General features: G+C 67.5%; 15 protein-coding genes. 10 read left to right on the top strand and 5 right to left on the bottom strand.

The features are described 5' to 3' along the window. Nucleotides 1–16 precede the first annotated feature (16 nt). Entirely contained in the window at nt 17–997 is a 981-nt protein-coding gene (locus tag Q8R75_RS19805) for a DUF1499 domain-containing protein (protein ID WP_336623621.1), read from the top strand. Nucleotides 998–1,758: 761 nt separating this feature from the next. Here the strand turns inward: Q8R75_RS19805 and Q8R75_RS11615 are convergent. Then, nucleotides 1,759–3,480 carry a sensor histidine kinase gene (locus tag Q8R75_RS11615; RefSeq protein WP_305612521.1) on the bottom strand — a complete coding sequence of 574 codons (1,722 nt, stop codon included), beginning with the start codon at nt 3,478–3,480 and terminating at the stop codon, nt 1,759–1,761. A 245-nt stretch (nt 3,481–3,725) separates the two neighbouring features. On the opposite strand from Q8R75_RS11615, the gene Q8R75_RS11620 reads away from it, so the two are divergent. Next, nucleotides 3,726–4,418: a prepilin-type N-terminal cleavage/methylation domain-containing protein gene (locus tag Q8R75_RS11620; protein WP_305612523.1), complete on the top strand. Its 693-nt coding sequence runs from the start codon at nt 3,726–3,728 to the stop codon at nt 4,416–4,418. A 24-nt stretch (nt 4,419–4,442) separates the two neighbouring features. Here the strand turns inward: Q8R75_RS11620 and Q8R75_RS11625 are convergent, their stop codons facing one another. Continuing rightward, nucleotides 4,443–6,413 (bottom strand): monovalent cation:proton antiporter family protein, encoded by a 1,971-nt coding sequence (locus Q8R75_RS11625; RefSeq protein WP_305612525.1) that lies wholly within the window; start codon nt 6,411–6,413, stop codon nt 4,443–4,445. A gap of 152 nt (nt 6,414–6,565) precedes the next feature. Between Q8R75_RS11625 and Q8R75_RS11630 the strand changes: the two genes are divergently transcribed. The 4 genes from Q8R75_RS11630 to lptA are packed head-to-tail and all read left to right on the top strand — an operon-like array spanning nt 6,566 to nt 9,241. Beyond that, nucleotides 6,566–7,555 carry a KpsF/GutQ family sugar-phosphate isomerase gene (locus tag Q8R75_RS11630; RefSeq protein WP_305612526.1) on the top strand — a complete coding sequence of 330 codons (990 nt, stop codon included), beginning with the start codon at nt 6,566–6,568 and terminating at the stop codon, nt 7,553–7,555. Between the two features lie 2 nt (nt 7,556–7,557). Next, nucleotides 7,558–8,088 (top strand): HAD hydrolase family protein, encoded by a 531-nt coding sequence (locus tag Q8R75_RS11635; RefSeq protein WP_305612528.1) that lies wholly within the window; start codon nt 7,558–7,560, stop codon nt 8,086–8,088. After that, on the top strand, nt 8,085–8,660 hold the full coding sequence (gene lptC / locus Q8R75_RS11640; protein ID WP_305612529.1) for an LPS export ABC transporter periplasmic protein LptC: 576 nt from the start codon (nt 8,085–8,087) through the stop codon (nt 8,658–8,660). Before Q8R75_RS11635 ends, lptC begins: the two co-directional genes overlap by 4 nt. Next, nucleotides 8,657–9,241 (top strand): lipopolysaccharide transport periplasmic protein LptA, encoded by a 585-nt coding sequence (gene lptA, locus Q8R75_RS11645; RefSeq protein ID WP_305612531.1) that lies wholly within the window; start codon nt 8,657–8,659, stop codon nt 9,239–9,241. Before lptC ends, lptA begins: the two co-directional genes overlap by 4 nt. A gap of 9 nt (nt 9,242–9,250) precedes the next feature. Here the strand turns inward: lptA and Q8R75_RS11650 are convergent, their stop codons facing one another. Together Q8R75_RS11650 and Q8R75_RS11655 are read right to left on the bottom strand one after the other, a co-directional pair. Then, nucleotides 9,251–9,484, bottom strand: coding sequence for a cysteine-rich CWC family protein (locus tag Q8R75_RS11650; protein WP_305612533.1), 234 nt, complete (start codon nt 9,482–9,484; stop codon nt 9,251–9,253). Then, nucleotides 9,481–11,016, bottom strand: coding sequence for a malonyl-CoA synthase (locus Q8R75_RS11655; RefSeq protein ID WP_305663666.1), 1,536 nt, complete (start codon nt 11,014–11,016; stop codon nt 9,481–9,483). Before Q8R75_RS11655 ends, Q8R75_RS11650 begins: the two co-directional genes overlap by 4 nt. Before the next feature lie 211 nt (nt 11,017–11,227). Between Q8R75_RS11655 and pqqA the strand changes: the two genes are divergently transcribed. The 3 genes from pqqA (at nt 11,228) to sulP (ending at nt 14,068) form a co-directional block, all read left to right on the top strand. Beyond that, entirely contained in the window at nt 11,228–11,302 is a 75-nt protein-coding gene (gene pqqA / locus Q8R75_RS11660; RefSeq protein WP_083224124.1) for a pyrroloquinoline quinone precursor peptide PqqA, read from the top strand. A 136-nt stretch (nt 11,303–11,438) separates the two neighbouring features. Further along, entirely contained in the window at nt 11,439–12,308 is an 870-nt protein-coding gene (locus tag Q8R75_RS11665) for an MBL fold metallo-hydrolase (RefSeq protein WP_305612537.1), read from the top strand. Nucleotides 12,309–12,316: 8 nt separating this feature from the next. After that, nucleotides 12,317–14,068 carry a sulfate permease gene (gene sulP, locus Q8R75_RS11670; RefSeq protein WP_305612539.1) on the top strand — a complete coding sequence of 584 codons (1,752 nt, stop codon included), beginning with the start codon at nt 12,317–12,319 and terminating at the stop codon, nt 14,066–14,068. Here the strand turns inward: sulP and Q8R75_RS11675 are convergent. Then, on the bottom strand, nt 14,034–15,104 hold the full coding sequence (locus tag Q8R75_RS11675) for an ankyrin repeat domain-containing protein (protein WP_305612541.1): 1,071 nt from the start codon (nt 15,102–15,104) through the stop codon (nt 14,034–14,036). The two genes, sulP and Q8R75_RS11675, sit on opposite strands and share 35 nt — an antisense overlap. A 74-nt stretch (nt 15,105–15,178) precedes the next feature. Between Q8R75_RS11675 and Q8R75_RS11680 the strand changes: the two genes are divergently transcribed. After that, a complete protein-coding gene (locus Q8R75_RS11680; protein WP_305612543.1) occupies nt 15,179–15,715 on the top strand; it encodes an energy transducer TonB in 537 nt (178 codons plus the stop codon). Nucleotides 15,716–15,932 lie beyond the last annotated feature (217 nt).

The following is a 15,932-nucleotide window of genomic DNA, read 5'->3' on the forward strand; positions in this document are numbered from 1 at the left end:
CGCACCGCATATATAGATGGCGACATCGCTGACCACCCTGCCCGACGACCTGCCGGTGCCGCTTGACGACGGGGCGGCCGCCCACCTCGAAGGGATGCGTCTGCCCGCGCTGGCGCTGCCGCGCACTGAAGGCGGCACGACCGATCTCGCGGCGCTGCGCGGCCTGCAGGTGATCTACGTGTATCCGATGACCGGCCGGCCGGATGCGCCGCTCCCCGACGGCTGGGACGCGATACCCGGCGCACGCGGCTGCACACCGCAGTCGTGCGCCTTTCGCGATCACCATGCCGAACTGGCGGCGTTGGGCGCCGGCGTGTTCGGGTTGAGCAGCCAGACCAGCCATTACCAGCAGGAAGCCGCGGCGCGCCTGCATCTGCCGTTTCCGCTGCTGAGCGACGACGGCCTGCAACTCAAGGCCGCGCTGCGCCTGCCCACCTTCACTGCGGCCGGGCTGGAACTGTACCGGCGGCTTACGCTGATCACCGACGACGCACGCATCGTCAAGGTGTTCTACCCGGTGTTTCCGCCCGATCGCAATGCCACCGATGTTCTGGCGTGGCTCAAGGAGCACACCATGAAAACCCGCGCCACCGCACTGGCGCTGGCGGCTTGCGCCTCCACCGCCCTCGCGGCCGATGCCGCCCCGCGCGTGCTGACGCGCTGCCCCGACTCGCCCAACTGCGTATCGACCCAGTCGGACAGCGCAGCAAAGATGGCGCCCATTCCATTCAGCGGCGACGCTGCCGCTGCGCAGGCGCGCCTGAAGCAGGTCATCCTCGCCCAGCCGCGCGCCACCATCACCCGCGAAGAGCCGGGATTCATCGCAGCCGAATTCCGGTCGCGCATCTTCCGCTTCGTCGATGCCGCAGAGTTCGCCATCGACGCCGGTGCGTCGGTCATCCACTACCGCTCCGGTGCCCGGACCGGTTACTCGGATTTCGGCGTGAATCGCTCGCGCATGGAAGCGCTGGCGAAGGGCTTTGCCGAAGCGAAGTAGTCCAGCGTCGATGCGCCGTATTCACCACCGGATCGCGGACGGGGTCCGCTCCTACAATCGACGTCACCAGTTTTGAAGCCGTCACGGTTTTCGCAGGAGCCGTCCCACGCAGGCGATCCCGGTCTCCGAAATGGCGACTCCGCTTGATCAACGCGCCTCTCGCGGACCGGGTCCGCTCCTGCGAAAAACGTCACCAGTTGTGAAGCCCTCGCGGTTGTCGCAGGAGCCGTCCCACGGTCGGCCCTGCATGGCCGACCGGCTCCACGGGCGGCGAGCCGTGCTCGCCGAAACCCCCGCTCCGCCCCCGCAGGCGATCCCGGTCTCCGAAATGGCGAGTCCGCTTGATCAACGCGCCTCTCGCGGACCGGGTCCGCTCCTACGAAAAACGTCACCAGTCGTGAAGCCTTCGCGGTTTTCGCAGGAGCCGTCCCACGGTCGGCCCTGCATGGCCGACCGGCTCCACGGGCGGCGAGCCATGCTCGCCGAAACCCCCGCTCCGTGCCCGCAGGCGATCCCGGTCTCCGAAATGGCGGTACCGTTGATCAACGCGCGGATCGCGGACGGGGTCCGCTCCGAACGGCAACACCATCGCGGTTTTCGTAGGAGCCTGCCCTGCAGGCGATTCCCGTCTCCCAAATGGCGGTACCGCTTGATCAACGTGCCTATCGCGGACGGGGTCCGCTCCTACGAAAAACACCGCCAGTCTTTTAGCCTTCACGGGTTTTTGCAGGAGCCCTCCACAGCCGGCCCTGCATGGCGGGTCAGCGTGTGAGATCGGGTGCCAGGACGAAGCGGACGCAGCCGTTGCCGTTGTGATCGAGCTGCAGGCGGAAGCCGCTGGCGCGGGCGAGCAGTGCCGACTGGTACAGCCCGACACCCAGACCGCTGGCGGAGGCGACTGGCGCCTGCAGCAGGTTTTCGGCCAGATCGACGGCGATGGCGCTGCCGCTGTCTTCGACCGACAGCCGGTCACCACCGAGGCGCAGCACGATGGCGATACCCGGTTCGGCGAGCCGCTTCTGCAGCGCGTTGCCGACCAGATTTTCCGCCACGGTCGTGTACAGCGCGCCGGGCAACAGCTGGTCGGGTTCGGTCATGCCTTCGACCATCACGCCCTGACCGGCGAAATGCGCCGCGGTGGCCTGCAGCCATTCGGGGGCCGGCGTCCATTCGCCGTCGACCGGCTGCGGGCGGCGCAGCTTGTCGAGCGTGGCTTCGAGGCGCGCGCTGATGACCGGCAGCTGGCGCGCCAGCAGCGCGTTGGCACGGGCGGCGCTGTCCGGGTCCGTGGCTTCGCGGGCGGCGAAACACAGGGTGTTGAGCGACTGCAGCAGATTCTTCACGTCGTGCGTCAGCCGCGCGCCGGTGTCGTGGATGGCCGACAGATAGGACAGGCGGCGCAGCTCTTCGGTGCGCAGCTGGGCCTGGTAGAACTGGCCGAGCAGTTGCACCAGCAGGTTGAAGTGCCACAGCAGGCCGCCGGACAGCGGGCGCGCGGTATAGAGCGTCAGGTCGAGCAACGGGTGTTCGAAATCCTGCCGGTGCGCGGCAACCTCGCCGAAGCGACGCGGTGGCGCGGCGTTCGCACCGCTGCGGGTGCGCCACTCGCCACCGCTGATCAGCGGCAGGGCGAGCAGGCGGTTGGCGGCGCGGGCGACGAATTCCTCCGGCCGGCTCTCTTCCTGCGACAGCGACGCGAGGCTTTCCAGCCAGCGCTCATAGGGCAGTGCCAGCGACAGCACATAGCGGGTGAAGGCGACACTGACGCCGCCGAAGCCGGCGCGCGGATTCCACGCCCAGCCCATCACCATCAGCGCGCTGGCCAGCACGCCCAGCGTCGCGAGCAGCGCGCGCAGGTAATCGACGTCGGCCAGTTGCATCGCCGCCAGCGTGCCCAGCACGAGTACGGCAAGCAGCAACAGCACGAAGGTGCCCGACACGAAGTCGAGCACTTCGCGGTCGCGGTCGGCCCGCTCGCGACCGGGCACCAGCAGCATGACGGTCAAGGCCACCGGCGCCAGCCACAGACCCAGCGTGTCGATGCCGGGCGGTACCGGCAGGCCGGGCGGCAACGCCCGCGGCAGCGCAATGGTCAGCAGTGCCGTGATCAGGTAGGCCAGTGCGCCGAGGTAGTAGATGCGCGGCCCGCGCGAGCGCGAAAAGAACACCTTGCCGCCGACCAGACCGGCCAGCAACAGCAGCCACAGGCTGAGCGCCAGTGGCCCGTAGAACCACAGGAACACGCCGACCAGTGCGCACAGCGCCGCCAGCACCGGCCATTCGATGCGGGACTGCGCACGCAGCAAGGGTTGCCACAGCAGCAGCAGGCCGAGGTGGGGCAACAGCAGCGCGCGACCGAACAGGCGGTCGTCGTCCAGCCACAACAGCAGATGCAGACTGGTCAGCACGCCCAGCAACAGCCAGGGTTGCGCCCGCGTCAGCCACATGACGCGCATGCGGCGCGGCACGGCAGGGCGTCGCATCACGGTGTCGCCCTTCTTTCATCGCCCACGCCGCACCAAAGTGAAAAATGACCGGATCGTGACAGGACTGACCGGATCCGGTCAGATCGAAGGGCTTTCGCACCGTAACTCGCGTGCCGTGAACGGTCGTTCGCCACCACCAATGCAAAAAAACGTTTCCAAATCAGTGCCATTCGGGAAACACTCCCGGCACTGTACTTTCGGGCACGAAATCTGCATCGACGGGACGCATACGGAGGATTCACATGAAAGCCAATCAACAAGGGTTCACGCTGGTCGAAATCGCCATCGTGCTCGTCATTATCGGTCTGCTGCTGGGCGGCGTGCTCAAGGGGCAGGAACTGATCAACAGCGCCAAGGCAAAAAGTCTGGTGAATGACTTCCGCACGATGTCGACCGCCGTGTATGCCTACCAGGACCGCTTCCGCTTCATGCCGGGCGACGATCCGGCCGTGGTGCAGCACGTCGCGGGCACGCTGGCGACCACGCCGGGCACGCCGGAAACCCAGGGCAACGGGCGCATCGGCGGCAACTGGAATTCGACCACTGCAACCGATGAATCGCGTCTGGTGTGGCAACACCTGCGACTGGCCAATCTGCTGACCGGCCCGACCGTCGAAAGCGACCCGGCCTACCTGCCGCGCAACGCAGACAACGGCACCATCGGCATCACCAGCACATCGCCGATCACGCCGGCCACGGGCAGCGGTCCGGATTCGCGGCCGATGACCGGCGCCTTCTTCATCTGTTCGTCCGGCATCACGGCACGCCTCGCCCGTCAGGTCGATTCGACCATGGACGACGGCGTCACCAACACCGGCAACGTGCGCGCGATGATCGACGTCAATGGCACGCCGTCGGCCACATCGACTGCCGCCAACATCGACGCCGCGGCCGAAACCGCAGCCGATCGTTACACGGTATGCGTGGCGTTCTGATGGCGGGTTCGCAGGAATGGCCGCTCAGCCCTTGAGCAGGCGCGATTCGGCCTGAGCCAGTTCGGCCGGCGCGCCCAGCAGCACCACCACATCGCCGCTTTCGAATGCCAGATCGGAACTGGGCTCCAGCGCCCGGATGCCGCGTCGGCGGATCGCGCTCACCTCGACGCGGATGTCGTTGAAGTGGAATTCGTCGATGCGGTGGCCGATGGCCCAGGCGCCCGGCGCCAGCGGCACCGAATGCAGACGCGTGTGTTGCTGATCGGACGCCGCCTCTTCCGCCAGATGTTCGGCGCCGCGGTAAAGCCCGCGCAACAGGTGATAGCGATCGCCTCGGAACTGGCGGATGCGCTTGAGCACGCGATGCAGCGGAATGCCCAGCAGCACCAGAGCGTGGGTGGCCAGCATCAGTGACGATTCGAGCGATTCCGGCACCACTTCGGTGGCGCCCGCAGACGACAGCTTGTCGTAGTCGCGCTCGTCGAAGGTGCGCACGACCACCGGCACTTCGGGATGCAGCTCGTTGACCAGGTGGATCACGCGCAGCGCCGCCTCGGTATCGACAAACGTGATGACGACGATGGATGCGCGCGTCAGCCCGGCTGCGATCAGCGTTTCGCGCTTGCCGGCGTCGCCGAACACCACCGTTTCACCGGCCGCCGCCGCCTCGCGCACCCGCTCCGGATCGAGGTCGAGCGCGATGAACGAAATACCCTCGTTTTCCAGGAAGCGCCCCAGGTACTGACCGTTGCGGCCGTAGCCGCAGACGATGGCGTGACCGTCGGTGGCCAGTGACTGGGCGGCGATCGACGTGAGCTGCATCGAACGCATCAGCCATTCCGACGGCACCAGCCGCAGCACGATGCGGTCGGCGTAGTGGGCGAGGATGGGTGCGGTCAGCAAGCTCAGCAGCAGCGAGGCGAGCACGATCTGCAGGATGCGGTCGGGCAGCAGGTTGGCCCCATCGGCCAGCGCCATCAGCACGAAGCCGAATTCGCCGCCGGCGCACAGCCACAGCCCGACGCGCAGCGCGGTGCCGGGCGACGAGCCGAAAAAGCGCGACGCTGCGGCGGCAACCACGAACTTGCCGATCAGGATGAACAGCACCGTCACCAGCACGAAGAACAGCTCGGACAGCACCAGCGCGAGGTTGAGCTTCATGCCGATGGTGACGAAGAACAGGCCGAGCAGCACGTCGCGGAACGGCTTGATGTCTTCTTCCACCTGATACCGGTACTGGGTTTCCGAAATGAGCATGCCGGCCAGGAAGGCGCCGAGCGCCAGCGACAGCCCGGCGTGTTCGGTTGCGAACGCCATGCCCAGCGTCACCAGCAGCACGTTGAGCATGAACAGCTCGGGCGACTTGCGCTGCGCCACAACGAAGAACCAGCGCTGCATCAGGCGCGGGCCGAGATACAGGATGAGGGTGAGCGCCACCGCGGCCTTCACGCCGGCCAGCGCCAGCGCTTCCATGCTTTCCTCGGCGCCGAGCGACAGCACTGGAATCACCACCAGGAAGGGCACGACCGCCAGATCCTGGAACAGCAGCACGCCGATCACCTGCCGGCCGTGCGCGGAATCGAGTTCCATCCGCTCGACGAGCAGCTTGATCAGCACCGCGGTGGACGACATGGCGATGGCGGCGCCGACGGCAATCGCGCCCTTGAGGCTCAGGCCGAACAGCCAGGCGAATGTGATGACACCGGCCACCGACAGCGCCACCTGGGTGCCACCCAGGCCGAACACCACGCGCTTCATCGAAAACAGCTTGGGCAGCGAGAATTCGAGGCCGATGGAAAACATCAGGAACACGATGCCGTATTCGGCGAACTGCCGCGCCTCGTCGGTATCGGGAATGAAAGCCAGCGCATGCGGTCCGGCCAGCGCACCGACCAGCAGGTAACCGAGTATGGGCGGCAGGCCGACGCTGCGGAAAAGGCCGACCACCAGCACTGAAGCGGCGAGCAACAGCAGGACCAGCTCGAGTGCGGACATGGTGGGCAGGAAGGGGCGGCAAGGCCATGAGCGGATGGCCGGCCGCCTGCCGTGGGCAGGTTGTTATAATCCGCAGCGATCATAACCGATCCACCCGAACGCCCGCGCTGCGGGCACCTGCCGGATCAACCGGGCCTGCCCCCGCCAGACGCATGACACACAGTTCCCCGCCCGTCACCGAAGACATCGTCGCCGCCGCCCGTCGCGTGCTCGACATCGAAGCGCGCGCGATCGACGCGCTGTCCGATCGCCTTGGCGAAGACTTCGCCGCCGCGGTCCGGCTGGTGCTCGACAGCACCGGCCGCGTCATCGTCAGCGGTCTGGGCAAATCCGGGCACATCGCGCGCAAGATCGCCGCGACGATGGCCAGCACCGGCACACCGGCCTATTTCGTTCATGCGGCCGAGGCGCTGCACGGCGATCTGGGCATGATTCATCGTGACGATGTGCTGATCGCGCTGTCCAATTCGGGCGAAACAGCCGAGTTGCTGGCGGTGGTACCGCTGGTGCGCCGGCAGGGTGGCCGCACGATCGCGATGACCGGCAAGCCGGATTCGACACTGGCCCGGCTGGCCGACGTGCATCTGGACGCCGGCGTGGCCACGGAAGCCTGCTCGCTCAATCTTGCCCCGACCGCCAGCACCACCTGCGCGCTGGCGCTCGGTGACGCATTGGCGGTTGCGCTGCTCGACGCGCGCGGTTTTCGCGAAGACGACTTCGCACGCAGCCACCCGGGCGGCGCGCTCGGCCGGCGCCTGCTGACCCATGTGCGCGACGTGATGCGCGCGCGCGCCGACGTGCCGACGGTGGGTGTCGACTGCACGGTGACCGAAGCGCTGCTGCAGGTGACGCGCGGCGGCATGGGCATGACCGTGGTGCTGGATGAAGCCGGCGGCGTGGCCGGGGTGTTCACCGACGGCGACCTGCGGCGCGCGATCGACCGCCTGGGCGACGTGCGCACCGTGCCGGTGGCCGACGTGATGAGCCGTCAGCCGCGCTCGATCAGCGAGGCGAAGCTGGCCGCCGAAGCGGCCGACGTGATGGAACGCAACCGGGTCAACCAGTTGCTGGTGACGGATGAACACGGCGCACTGGCCGGCGCGCTGAGCATGCACGACCTGATGCTGGCCAAGGTGATCTGAACATGGACGGCAATGCGGTACGCGAGGTGGCGGGCCAGGTCCGCCTGATGGGTTTCGATGTCGACGGCGTCATGACCGACGGCACGATATGGTTCGGCCCGGACGGCGACCTGATGAAGGGCTTCAACACGCTGGACGGACACGGACTGAAGATGCTGGCCGGCGCGGGCGTCGAAATCGTCATCATTTCCGGTCGCTCGTCGGCGGCGGTGCGTCACCGCGCAGCCAATCTCGGCATCACCACCGCGCTGCTCGGCGTCGAGAACAAGCGCGACGCGATGCGCGAACTGGCGGCCGAACGTGGCATTCCGCTGGCGCATTGCGGCTACATGGGTGACGACATCGTCGACCTGCCGGTGATGCGTGCCTGCGGCTTTTCAGCGGCACCGGCCAATGCCCACTTCTTCGTGCTCCAGCATGCGCGCTGGATCGCCGAAGCCGAGGGCGGCCGCGGCGCAGTGCGCGAAGTGTGCGAATACCTGCTCGACGCGCGCGGCGCGCTCGACGCGCTGCTGCAGGACTGCCTGCGTTGAACCGACGCATCCAGCAGGCGCTGCCGCTGCTCATCCTGATCGGACTCGCCGGCATGACGATCTGGCTCGAGCGCACGACGCGCATCGACGACAAGCCGTCGAGCGGCAGCCTGCGTCACGACCCGGACGTGATCATCGACAACTTCACGCTGTACCGCTACGACGAATCCGGCGCGATACAGCACACCCTGACGGCCCGGCAGATGCGCCACTACCCGGACGACGACTCGGCCGAACTCGACCACCCGACGCTGCGCTACGAAGGCAAGCTGGCGCCGACCCACATCAGCTCCGAACGCGCGCTGCTGACCAAGGATGGCAAGGAAGCCATCCTGCGCGACAATGTGCGAGTGCTGCGCGAAGCCAGTCCGGGCCGCGCCGAAATGACGCTGGCGACCACGCTGCTGTATGTGTATCCGGAAGAGGAAATCGCGCGCACCGATCAGCCGGTGCGCATGACGCAGGGCAAGTCGGTGGCGACCGGCGTTGGCATGGTCGCTGATCGCATCAAGGAACAATACGTACTCGAATCGCGCGTCAAAGCCACCATAGAAAGAGCCCGCCGCCCATGATTTCGCGTCAGATCACTGCCGCATTGACCACCCTGGCCCTGCTGCTGGCAGCCGGCCTGCCCGCCACCGCCCGCGCGGAACGCGCCGACCGCGACAAGCCGGTCAATCTCGAAGCCGACAAGGTGACGGTGGACGACCGCACGAAAACCCACAACTTCGAAGGCAATGTCGTATTCACGCAGGGCACGCTGACCATCAAGGCCAACAAGGTCGTGGTGACGCAGGATGCGACCGGCTACCAGAAGGGCGTGGCCACCGGCGGCGAAAACGGTCTGGCGCGCTTCAGGCAGAAGCGCGACGGTCAGGACCTCTGGATGGAAGGCGAGGGGGAGCGCATCGAGCACGACGCGAAGACCGAAATCACCCGCTTCTACGTGCGTGCCCACGTGAAGAGCGGCGGCGACGAGGTGCGCGGCCAGTACATCGAATACAACTCGATCAGCGAAAATTATACGGTCACCAATTCGGCCGACGCGAAGGCGGTGCCGTCGGGTGGCGACCAGTCGAAGCGCGTTCGCGCCATCATCCAGCCCAAGAGCGCGCCGGCGGGCGCGGCGCCGGAGACGGCACCCAAGCCCTGAGGTCGTGCGTCAGGCGGCCCTGGGCGCCTGCCCGGACGTCTGCGCAGGGGGCTCCGCATCCGTCAATTCGCGCAGGCAGGCGATACACAGGCAACCCACGTAGCGTTCGCGCAGGTCGGCCAGCACCTCCGGATCGATCTTCAGCGTGAAACAGTCGCAGGGCGCCGGCCCGGCCGCGCCACAGGTGAAGCTGCCCGCGCAGCGCGGGCAGCAGTCGGGTTCGAAAACGGCGGCTTCATTCATGCCGCGAACAGCGCGCGGTGCGCGTCGCGCAGCAGGTTCTTCTGCACCTTGACCATCGTGTTGCGCGGCAGTTCGGACACGATGAACAACCGCTTGGGCACCTTGAAGTTGGCGATCCGCGCCTTCAGCCGTGCTGTCATCGCGGCGGCGTCGAGCGCCGCACCCGGCTTGGCGACCACGATGGCGACCACCGCCTCGCCGAAGTCGGCGTGCGGCACGCCGACCACCGCCGATTCCGCCACGCCCGGCATGTCGTTGATGACGCTTTCGATCTCGGCCGGATACACGTTGTAGCCGCCGCTGATGATCAGATCCTTGCTGCGGCCGACGATGGTCACATAGCCGTCTGCGCTCAGATGGCCGACGTCACCGGTCATGAACCAGCCGTCGGCGGTGAATTCGGCGGCGGTCTTTTCCGGCATGCGCCAGTACCCCTTGAACACGTTCGGGCCACGCACCTCGATGCCGCCGATGTCGCCCGCCGGCAGCAGTTGCCCCAGGTCGTCGCGCACACGGAGGCCGACGCCCGGCAGCGCCGGCCCGACCGTGCCGCCGCGGCGCTGGTCTTCCGGCCGGTAGGGGTTGGATGTGAGCATCGCGGTTTCGCTCATGCCGTAACGCTCCAGTATCGTGTGGCCGGTGCGCTGCCGGAAGTCGCGGAAAGTTTCGATCAAAAGCGGCGCAGAACCGCTGATGAACAGACGCATGCCGCGGCAGGTCTGCTTCGTGACGCCGGGTTCGGCCAGCAGGCGCACGTACAGCGTCGGCACACCCATGAACACCGTGGCGTCGGGCAGGCGCGCCACCACGGCTCGTGGATCGAAACGGCTGAACCAGATCATGCGGCTGCCATTGAGCAGCGCTCCGTGCGAGGCAACGAACAGCCCGTGCACGTGGAAGATCGGCAGCGCGTGCAGCAGCACGTCGCCCGGCTGCCAGCCCCACACCTCTTTCAGCACCTGCGCGTTCGACAGCAGGTTGCCGTGCGTCAGCATGGCGCCCTTGCTGCGGCCGGTCGTGCCGCTGGTATACAGGATCGCCGCCAGATCGTCGGCCGCGCGCAGCGCCGGCGTGTGACGGTCGCTGTGCGGCGCGGCCGCCTCGAGCAGGCTGCCGCTGCGGTCGTCTTCCAGCGTGAACACATACGGTGTACCCAGACGCGCGGCGAGATCGCTCACCCATCTGACGTTCCTCTCGGTGCACACGACCACAGCCGGCTCCGCGTTGCCGATGAAGTACTCGACCTCGCCCGCCTGGTAGGCGGTGTTCAGCGGCAGGTAGATGTGGCCCGCGCGCAGCACGGCGAGGTAGAGCATCAACGCCTCGACGCTCTTCTCCGTCTGCACCGCGATGCGGCTTTCCGGAAGAAGCGCGAGCGAATCGATCAGGTTGGCCAGCATGGCTGTGCCGCGTTCGAGGTCGCGCCAGGTGTAGTACAGCGGATCGGGTGTATCGGCGGTTTCGATGGCGACTGCATCGACATCGTCCGGGAAGGCTGCGCGCAGTGCGCAGAACAGGTTTTCCTGCGTCATGTTCGGGTTGTCCGTTATTTTGCGCGCGGAGTATGGCGGCCGGCCGGTGGCAGCGTCAATCGGCCGCGATCATGAAAATCATGGGCCTTCTTTCGTGCGCATCTTCAGGTGCGCAAATGCTGTCGCGTCCATTATTCACTTCACGCACGGCAGACGCCGATGCAACGCGAAAGACCTGAAGACGTACGCACCACACACCAAGGAGACTCACATGAACTGGCAAACCCCGAAGGCGACCGACCTGCGTTTTGGCTTTGAAATCACGATGTACATCGCCAACCGCTGAACGGTGCGGCAGTACAGGCAGGAAAAAAAACGGCGGGCACTCCCGCCGTTTTTCATTGCCGACGACGGTGACCGCAGTTACTGACGCGGCGCAGCAGGCGATATAAGGTGCTCTCCTACGATTCAGGGGAGCCATCATGTCCAGCAGTTCGATGCAGATCGAAGCCTTCTTCGATGAAGCGACCAGCACGGTGAGCTACCTCGTGCTCGACCGCAGCACGCAAGCCTGCGCCATCCTCGATAGCGTACTCGACTACGATCCCAAGGCCGGTCGCACCTCGACACAGTCCGCCGACCGCCTGATTGCGCGCGTGCGCGAACTGGGCGCCCGACTCGAATGGATACTGGAAACCCATGTGCATGCCGACCACCTGTCGGCCGCGCCACATCTGCGCGCACAGCTCGGCGGGCAACTGGGCATCGGTGCCCACATCGTCACCGTGCAGAAGGTGTTCGGCAGCCTGTTCAATGCCGGAAGCGATTTCGCACGCGACGGCCGCCAGTTCGACCGGCTGTTCGCGGACGGCGACAGCTTCACCATCGGTTCGCTGACCGCGCGCGCACTGCACACGCCGGGTCACACGCCGGCCTGCATGAGTTATGTGATCGAGGATGCGGTGTTCGTGGGCGACACGCTGTTCATGGCCGACTACGGCACCGCGCGCTGCGACTTCCCCGGCGGCGACGCGCGCACGCTGTATCGCTCGGTGCGCCGGCTGCTGTCGCTGCCGCCGGACACGCGGCTGTTCATGTGCCACGACTACCCGCCGGGCGGCCGCGCGCCCGCATGGGAAAGCACGGTGGCCGAACAGCGCGCGCACAATATCCATGTGCATGACGGCATTTCCGAAGACGATTTCGTCGCCATGCGCACGGCGCGCGACGCCACGCTCGACATGCCGGTGCTCATCCTGCCGTCGGTGCAGGTCAACATGCGCGCCGGCCACTTGCCCGAGCCGGAAGACAACGGCACGCGCTACCTGAAGATTCCGCTCGACGTGCTGTGAGCCGCGCGATGCACCCGGTCACGACGTCGGGCGCGTGGGCGCGCTGGCTGCCGGTGCTCGGCTGGGCGCCGCGCTACGACCGCGCAACGTTCGGCGCCGACCTGCTGGCCGCGCTCATCGTCACGCTGATGCTGATCCCGCAGAGCCTGGCCTACGCCCAGCTGGCCGGGCTGCCGCCACAGGTCGGGCTGTACGCCAGCATCGCACCGCTGTTTGCCTACGCGATCTTCGGCAGCAGCCACGCGCTGTCGGTCGGGCCGGTGGCCGTCGTGTCGCTGATGACCGCCGCTGCGGTCGGTTCGCTCGGCCTGGTGGACGAGGCCGCGCGGCTGCAGGCCGCGCTGACGCTGGCTTTCGTGTCCGGTGTCATGCTCACCCTCATGGGTGCGCTCAGGCTGGGCTTTCTTGCCAGCTTCCTCAGCCACCCGGTGGTATCCGGCTTCGTCACCGCGTCGTCGCTGCTGATCGCGCTGAGCCAGCTCAAGCATCTGCTCGGCATACAGGCCAGTGGCGACACGCTGCCCGATCTGCTGCCCGGCCTGATCGCCAATCTGCCGGACACCCATCTGCCCACTGCAGCACTCGGTGCCGGCGTGCTGATCTTCCTGTACTGGACGCGCCGGCGGCTCAAGCCGCTGCTGATCCGGATCGGCCTGTCGGCGCGTGCGGCCGACACCTGTGCCAAGGCGGGCCCGGTGGTTGCGGTGCTCGGCAGCACCGCGCTGGTGTGGGCCTTGCGGCTCGACCAGATCGGCGTGCGCAAGGTGGGCGACATTCCGGCCGGACTGCCGCCCCTGACCCTGCCCTCGTTCGACCCCGCACTGCTGTCGCAACTGCTGCTGCCGGCGCTGCTGATCAGCATCATCGGCTTCGTCGAATCGGTATCGGTGGCGCAGACCTTCGCCGCCAAGCGCCGGCTGCGCATCGAGCCGGACCAGGAACTGGTCGGCCTCGGTGCCTCCAACCTTGCAGCCGCCTTCACCGGCGGCTACCCGGTGACCGGCGGTTTTTCGCGCTCGGTGGTGAATTTCGACGCCGGTGCCGCGACCCCCGCCGCCGGCGCCTTCACCGCCGTCGGCATCGCGCTGGCCGCACTGGCGCTGACGCCACTGCTGCATTACCTGCCGCAGGCCACGCTGGCGGCGACCATCGTCGTGGCCATCATGACGCTCGTCGATACCGACACGCTGCGCCGCACCTGGCGCAGTTCACGCACCGATTTCGCGGCGGTGGTCACCACGCTGGTTGTCACCTTGCTGGCCGGCGTCGAAGCCGGGGTCGGTGCCGGCGTGCTGCTTACGCTGCTCACGCTGCTGTGGCATGCCAGCCGACCGCACATGGCGGTGGTCGGGCGCGTACCTGGAACCGAGCACTACCGGAACGTGGACCGCCACCGCGTCGTAACCGAACCTTCGCTGATCGGGCTGCGGGTGGACGAAGGCCTGAATTTCATGAACGCGCGCCAGGTCGAGGATCGCATGCTCGCGCTGGTCGCCGCCCAGCCTGCCGCGCAGCACGTGGTGCTGCAGTGTTCGGCGGTGAATGACATCGACGCCAGTGCGCTGGAAATGCTGGAAAGCGTGGCGCACCGGTTGCGCGACATGGGCGTGCTGCTGCACCTGTCGGAAGTGAAGGGGCCGGTGATGGACAAGCTCGAGCGCACCGATCTGCTGGCGCAGCTCGGCGGTCCGGTGTTCCTGTCACATCACGAAGCGGTCACGGCGCTCACGGCGCCCGGATCCTGTCCACCGCCGCCCTGAAGCGCTTGCGCAGTTCTTCGGTCGGCTGACCGGCCGCCTGCGCCGCCTCGATCGCGCGCAGGATGTCCAGCGCACCGGCGTCAGCCGCGAGCGTCTGCGTCGCCGGCGTCGCAGCGCCGGACACCAGCTCGGCTCGCTCGGCACCCGGCTTTCCCCGCTTGGCGGAAATGACCAGCGCCGACGGCGCGGCCTTCGCCGTCTGCCGCGTCGCGCTGTTGCGGTGGCTGTCGACTGCGGCCATGAACTGCTTGCGCAGCGAGGCGGTCGGTTGGCCCCGCGTCTCGGCCTCACGCAGCTTCTTCAGCAGCGCCGCCACATCGGGCGGCGCCGGCACCGACGCCTGCGGTGGCGGGGCGGGCGGCGCCGGCTGCGCCTTCACGGCCGCGGCCACCTCTTCCGTGGGCGCAACCAGCCCGGCAATGCGCAGGCGGTTGTAGCGCAACGCCCAGGCCAGCGCGTTTTCACCGCGGTCGGACACCGCATTCGTGCTGGCGCCGGCCTCTACCAGCGCGCGCACGATGGTGTCGTGGCCTTCGCGCACCGCCATCATCAACGGTGTGGACAGGTTGGGCGCGCGTGCGTCGAGCTTCGCGCCACGCGCGATCAGCAGGTCTGCGATGCGCCGGTGACCGGCGAACGCGGCGTAATGCAGCGCGCCCCAGGTCTTGTCCGGCGGGTCGAGCGACGCACCGCGCTCGATCAGCCATTCGACCGCCTTCTGATGGCCTCGCCACGCCGCCAGCGCGATCGCCTGTTCGCCGATGCGGCTGAGGTAATCGATGTTGGCACCGCGCTCGAGAAACAGCTGCATCAGCTCGATATTGCCGTCCCAGGCGGCAATCATCATGCCGCTGCCGACCGTGTCGGCTTCGAAATCCGGAGGCAGGCCTTCGTCCAGCCAGCGCGTCGCCGAGCGGATGTCACCCATTTCCATCGCGCGGCCGAAGCGCGCCGGATCGGGCAGTTGGGCCAGCGCGGGCGGGATCAGGCAGAGCGCCAGCAGCAGCGCGGCAAGGCGGCGGTAGATTTGACTCAAGTGCGTCCCCGTCAAGGCGGCCCGGTGGGTCGGGCACAATAGAGGTCGCCAGTCTAACGATCCCGTCCGCCGGTTTGTCCCGCCTGAAACTTCATTTCGCACTTGCACTGTCCGCGCTGACGCACGCCCTGTTCCTGCTGTGGCCCGAACGCACGGCCGAAGCGCCGCGCCCCGAGCCGGCGCCGGTACTGCAGGCCCGGCTGCAGACCGCGCCTGCGGCCTCGGCCTCGCGCGCACCGGAGCCCGAGGCGGAAGAACCGCTGCTGAAGGACACGCGCAGCGAACAGGCGGCGCCGACACCCCGCCCACCACCGGTCGTCCAGGCCCCGCGCGGCACGACCGCCACCGCCAAAGCCCGCGAGCAGGCGCAGCAGAAACTGAACCGTCATGTGTTCTACCCGCCGGAGGCGGTCGAGCAGGAACTGGAAGGAGAAGTGACGCTGCGCCTGCTGCTCGACGCGTCGGGCCGGGTCATCGACGCCGCCGTGCTGGCCGGGAGCGGTCACGCAATTCTGGACCGGGCCGCGCTCGACGCCGCACGCCAGATCGGCCGCATCGACGCGGGTGGCGCACGCGAAATTCTGCTGCCGGTGGTGTTCAGGCTGGATTGACACGGCGTCGCGTGATCGACGTGCCGATCGCGGACAGGGTCCGCTCCTACGAAGGGCAACACCATCGCGGTTTTCACAGGAGCCGTCCCACGGTCGGCCCTGCATGGCCGACCGGCTCCACGGGCGGCGAGCCGTGCTCGCCGAAACCCCCGTTCCGCCCCTGCAGGCGATTCCGGTCTCCGAGCTTACGAAATGTCTTCGTCTGGCGGCACCTCGG

This window comes from Methyloversatilis sp., from assembly GCF_030696805.1.
Lineage (GTDB): Bacteria > Pseudomonadota > Gammaproteobacteria > Burkholderiales > Rhodocyclaceae > Methyloversatilis.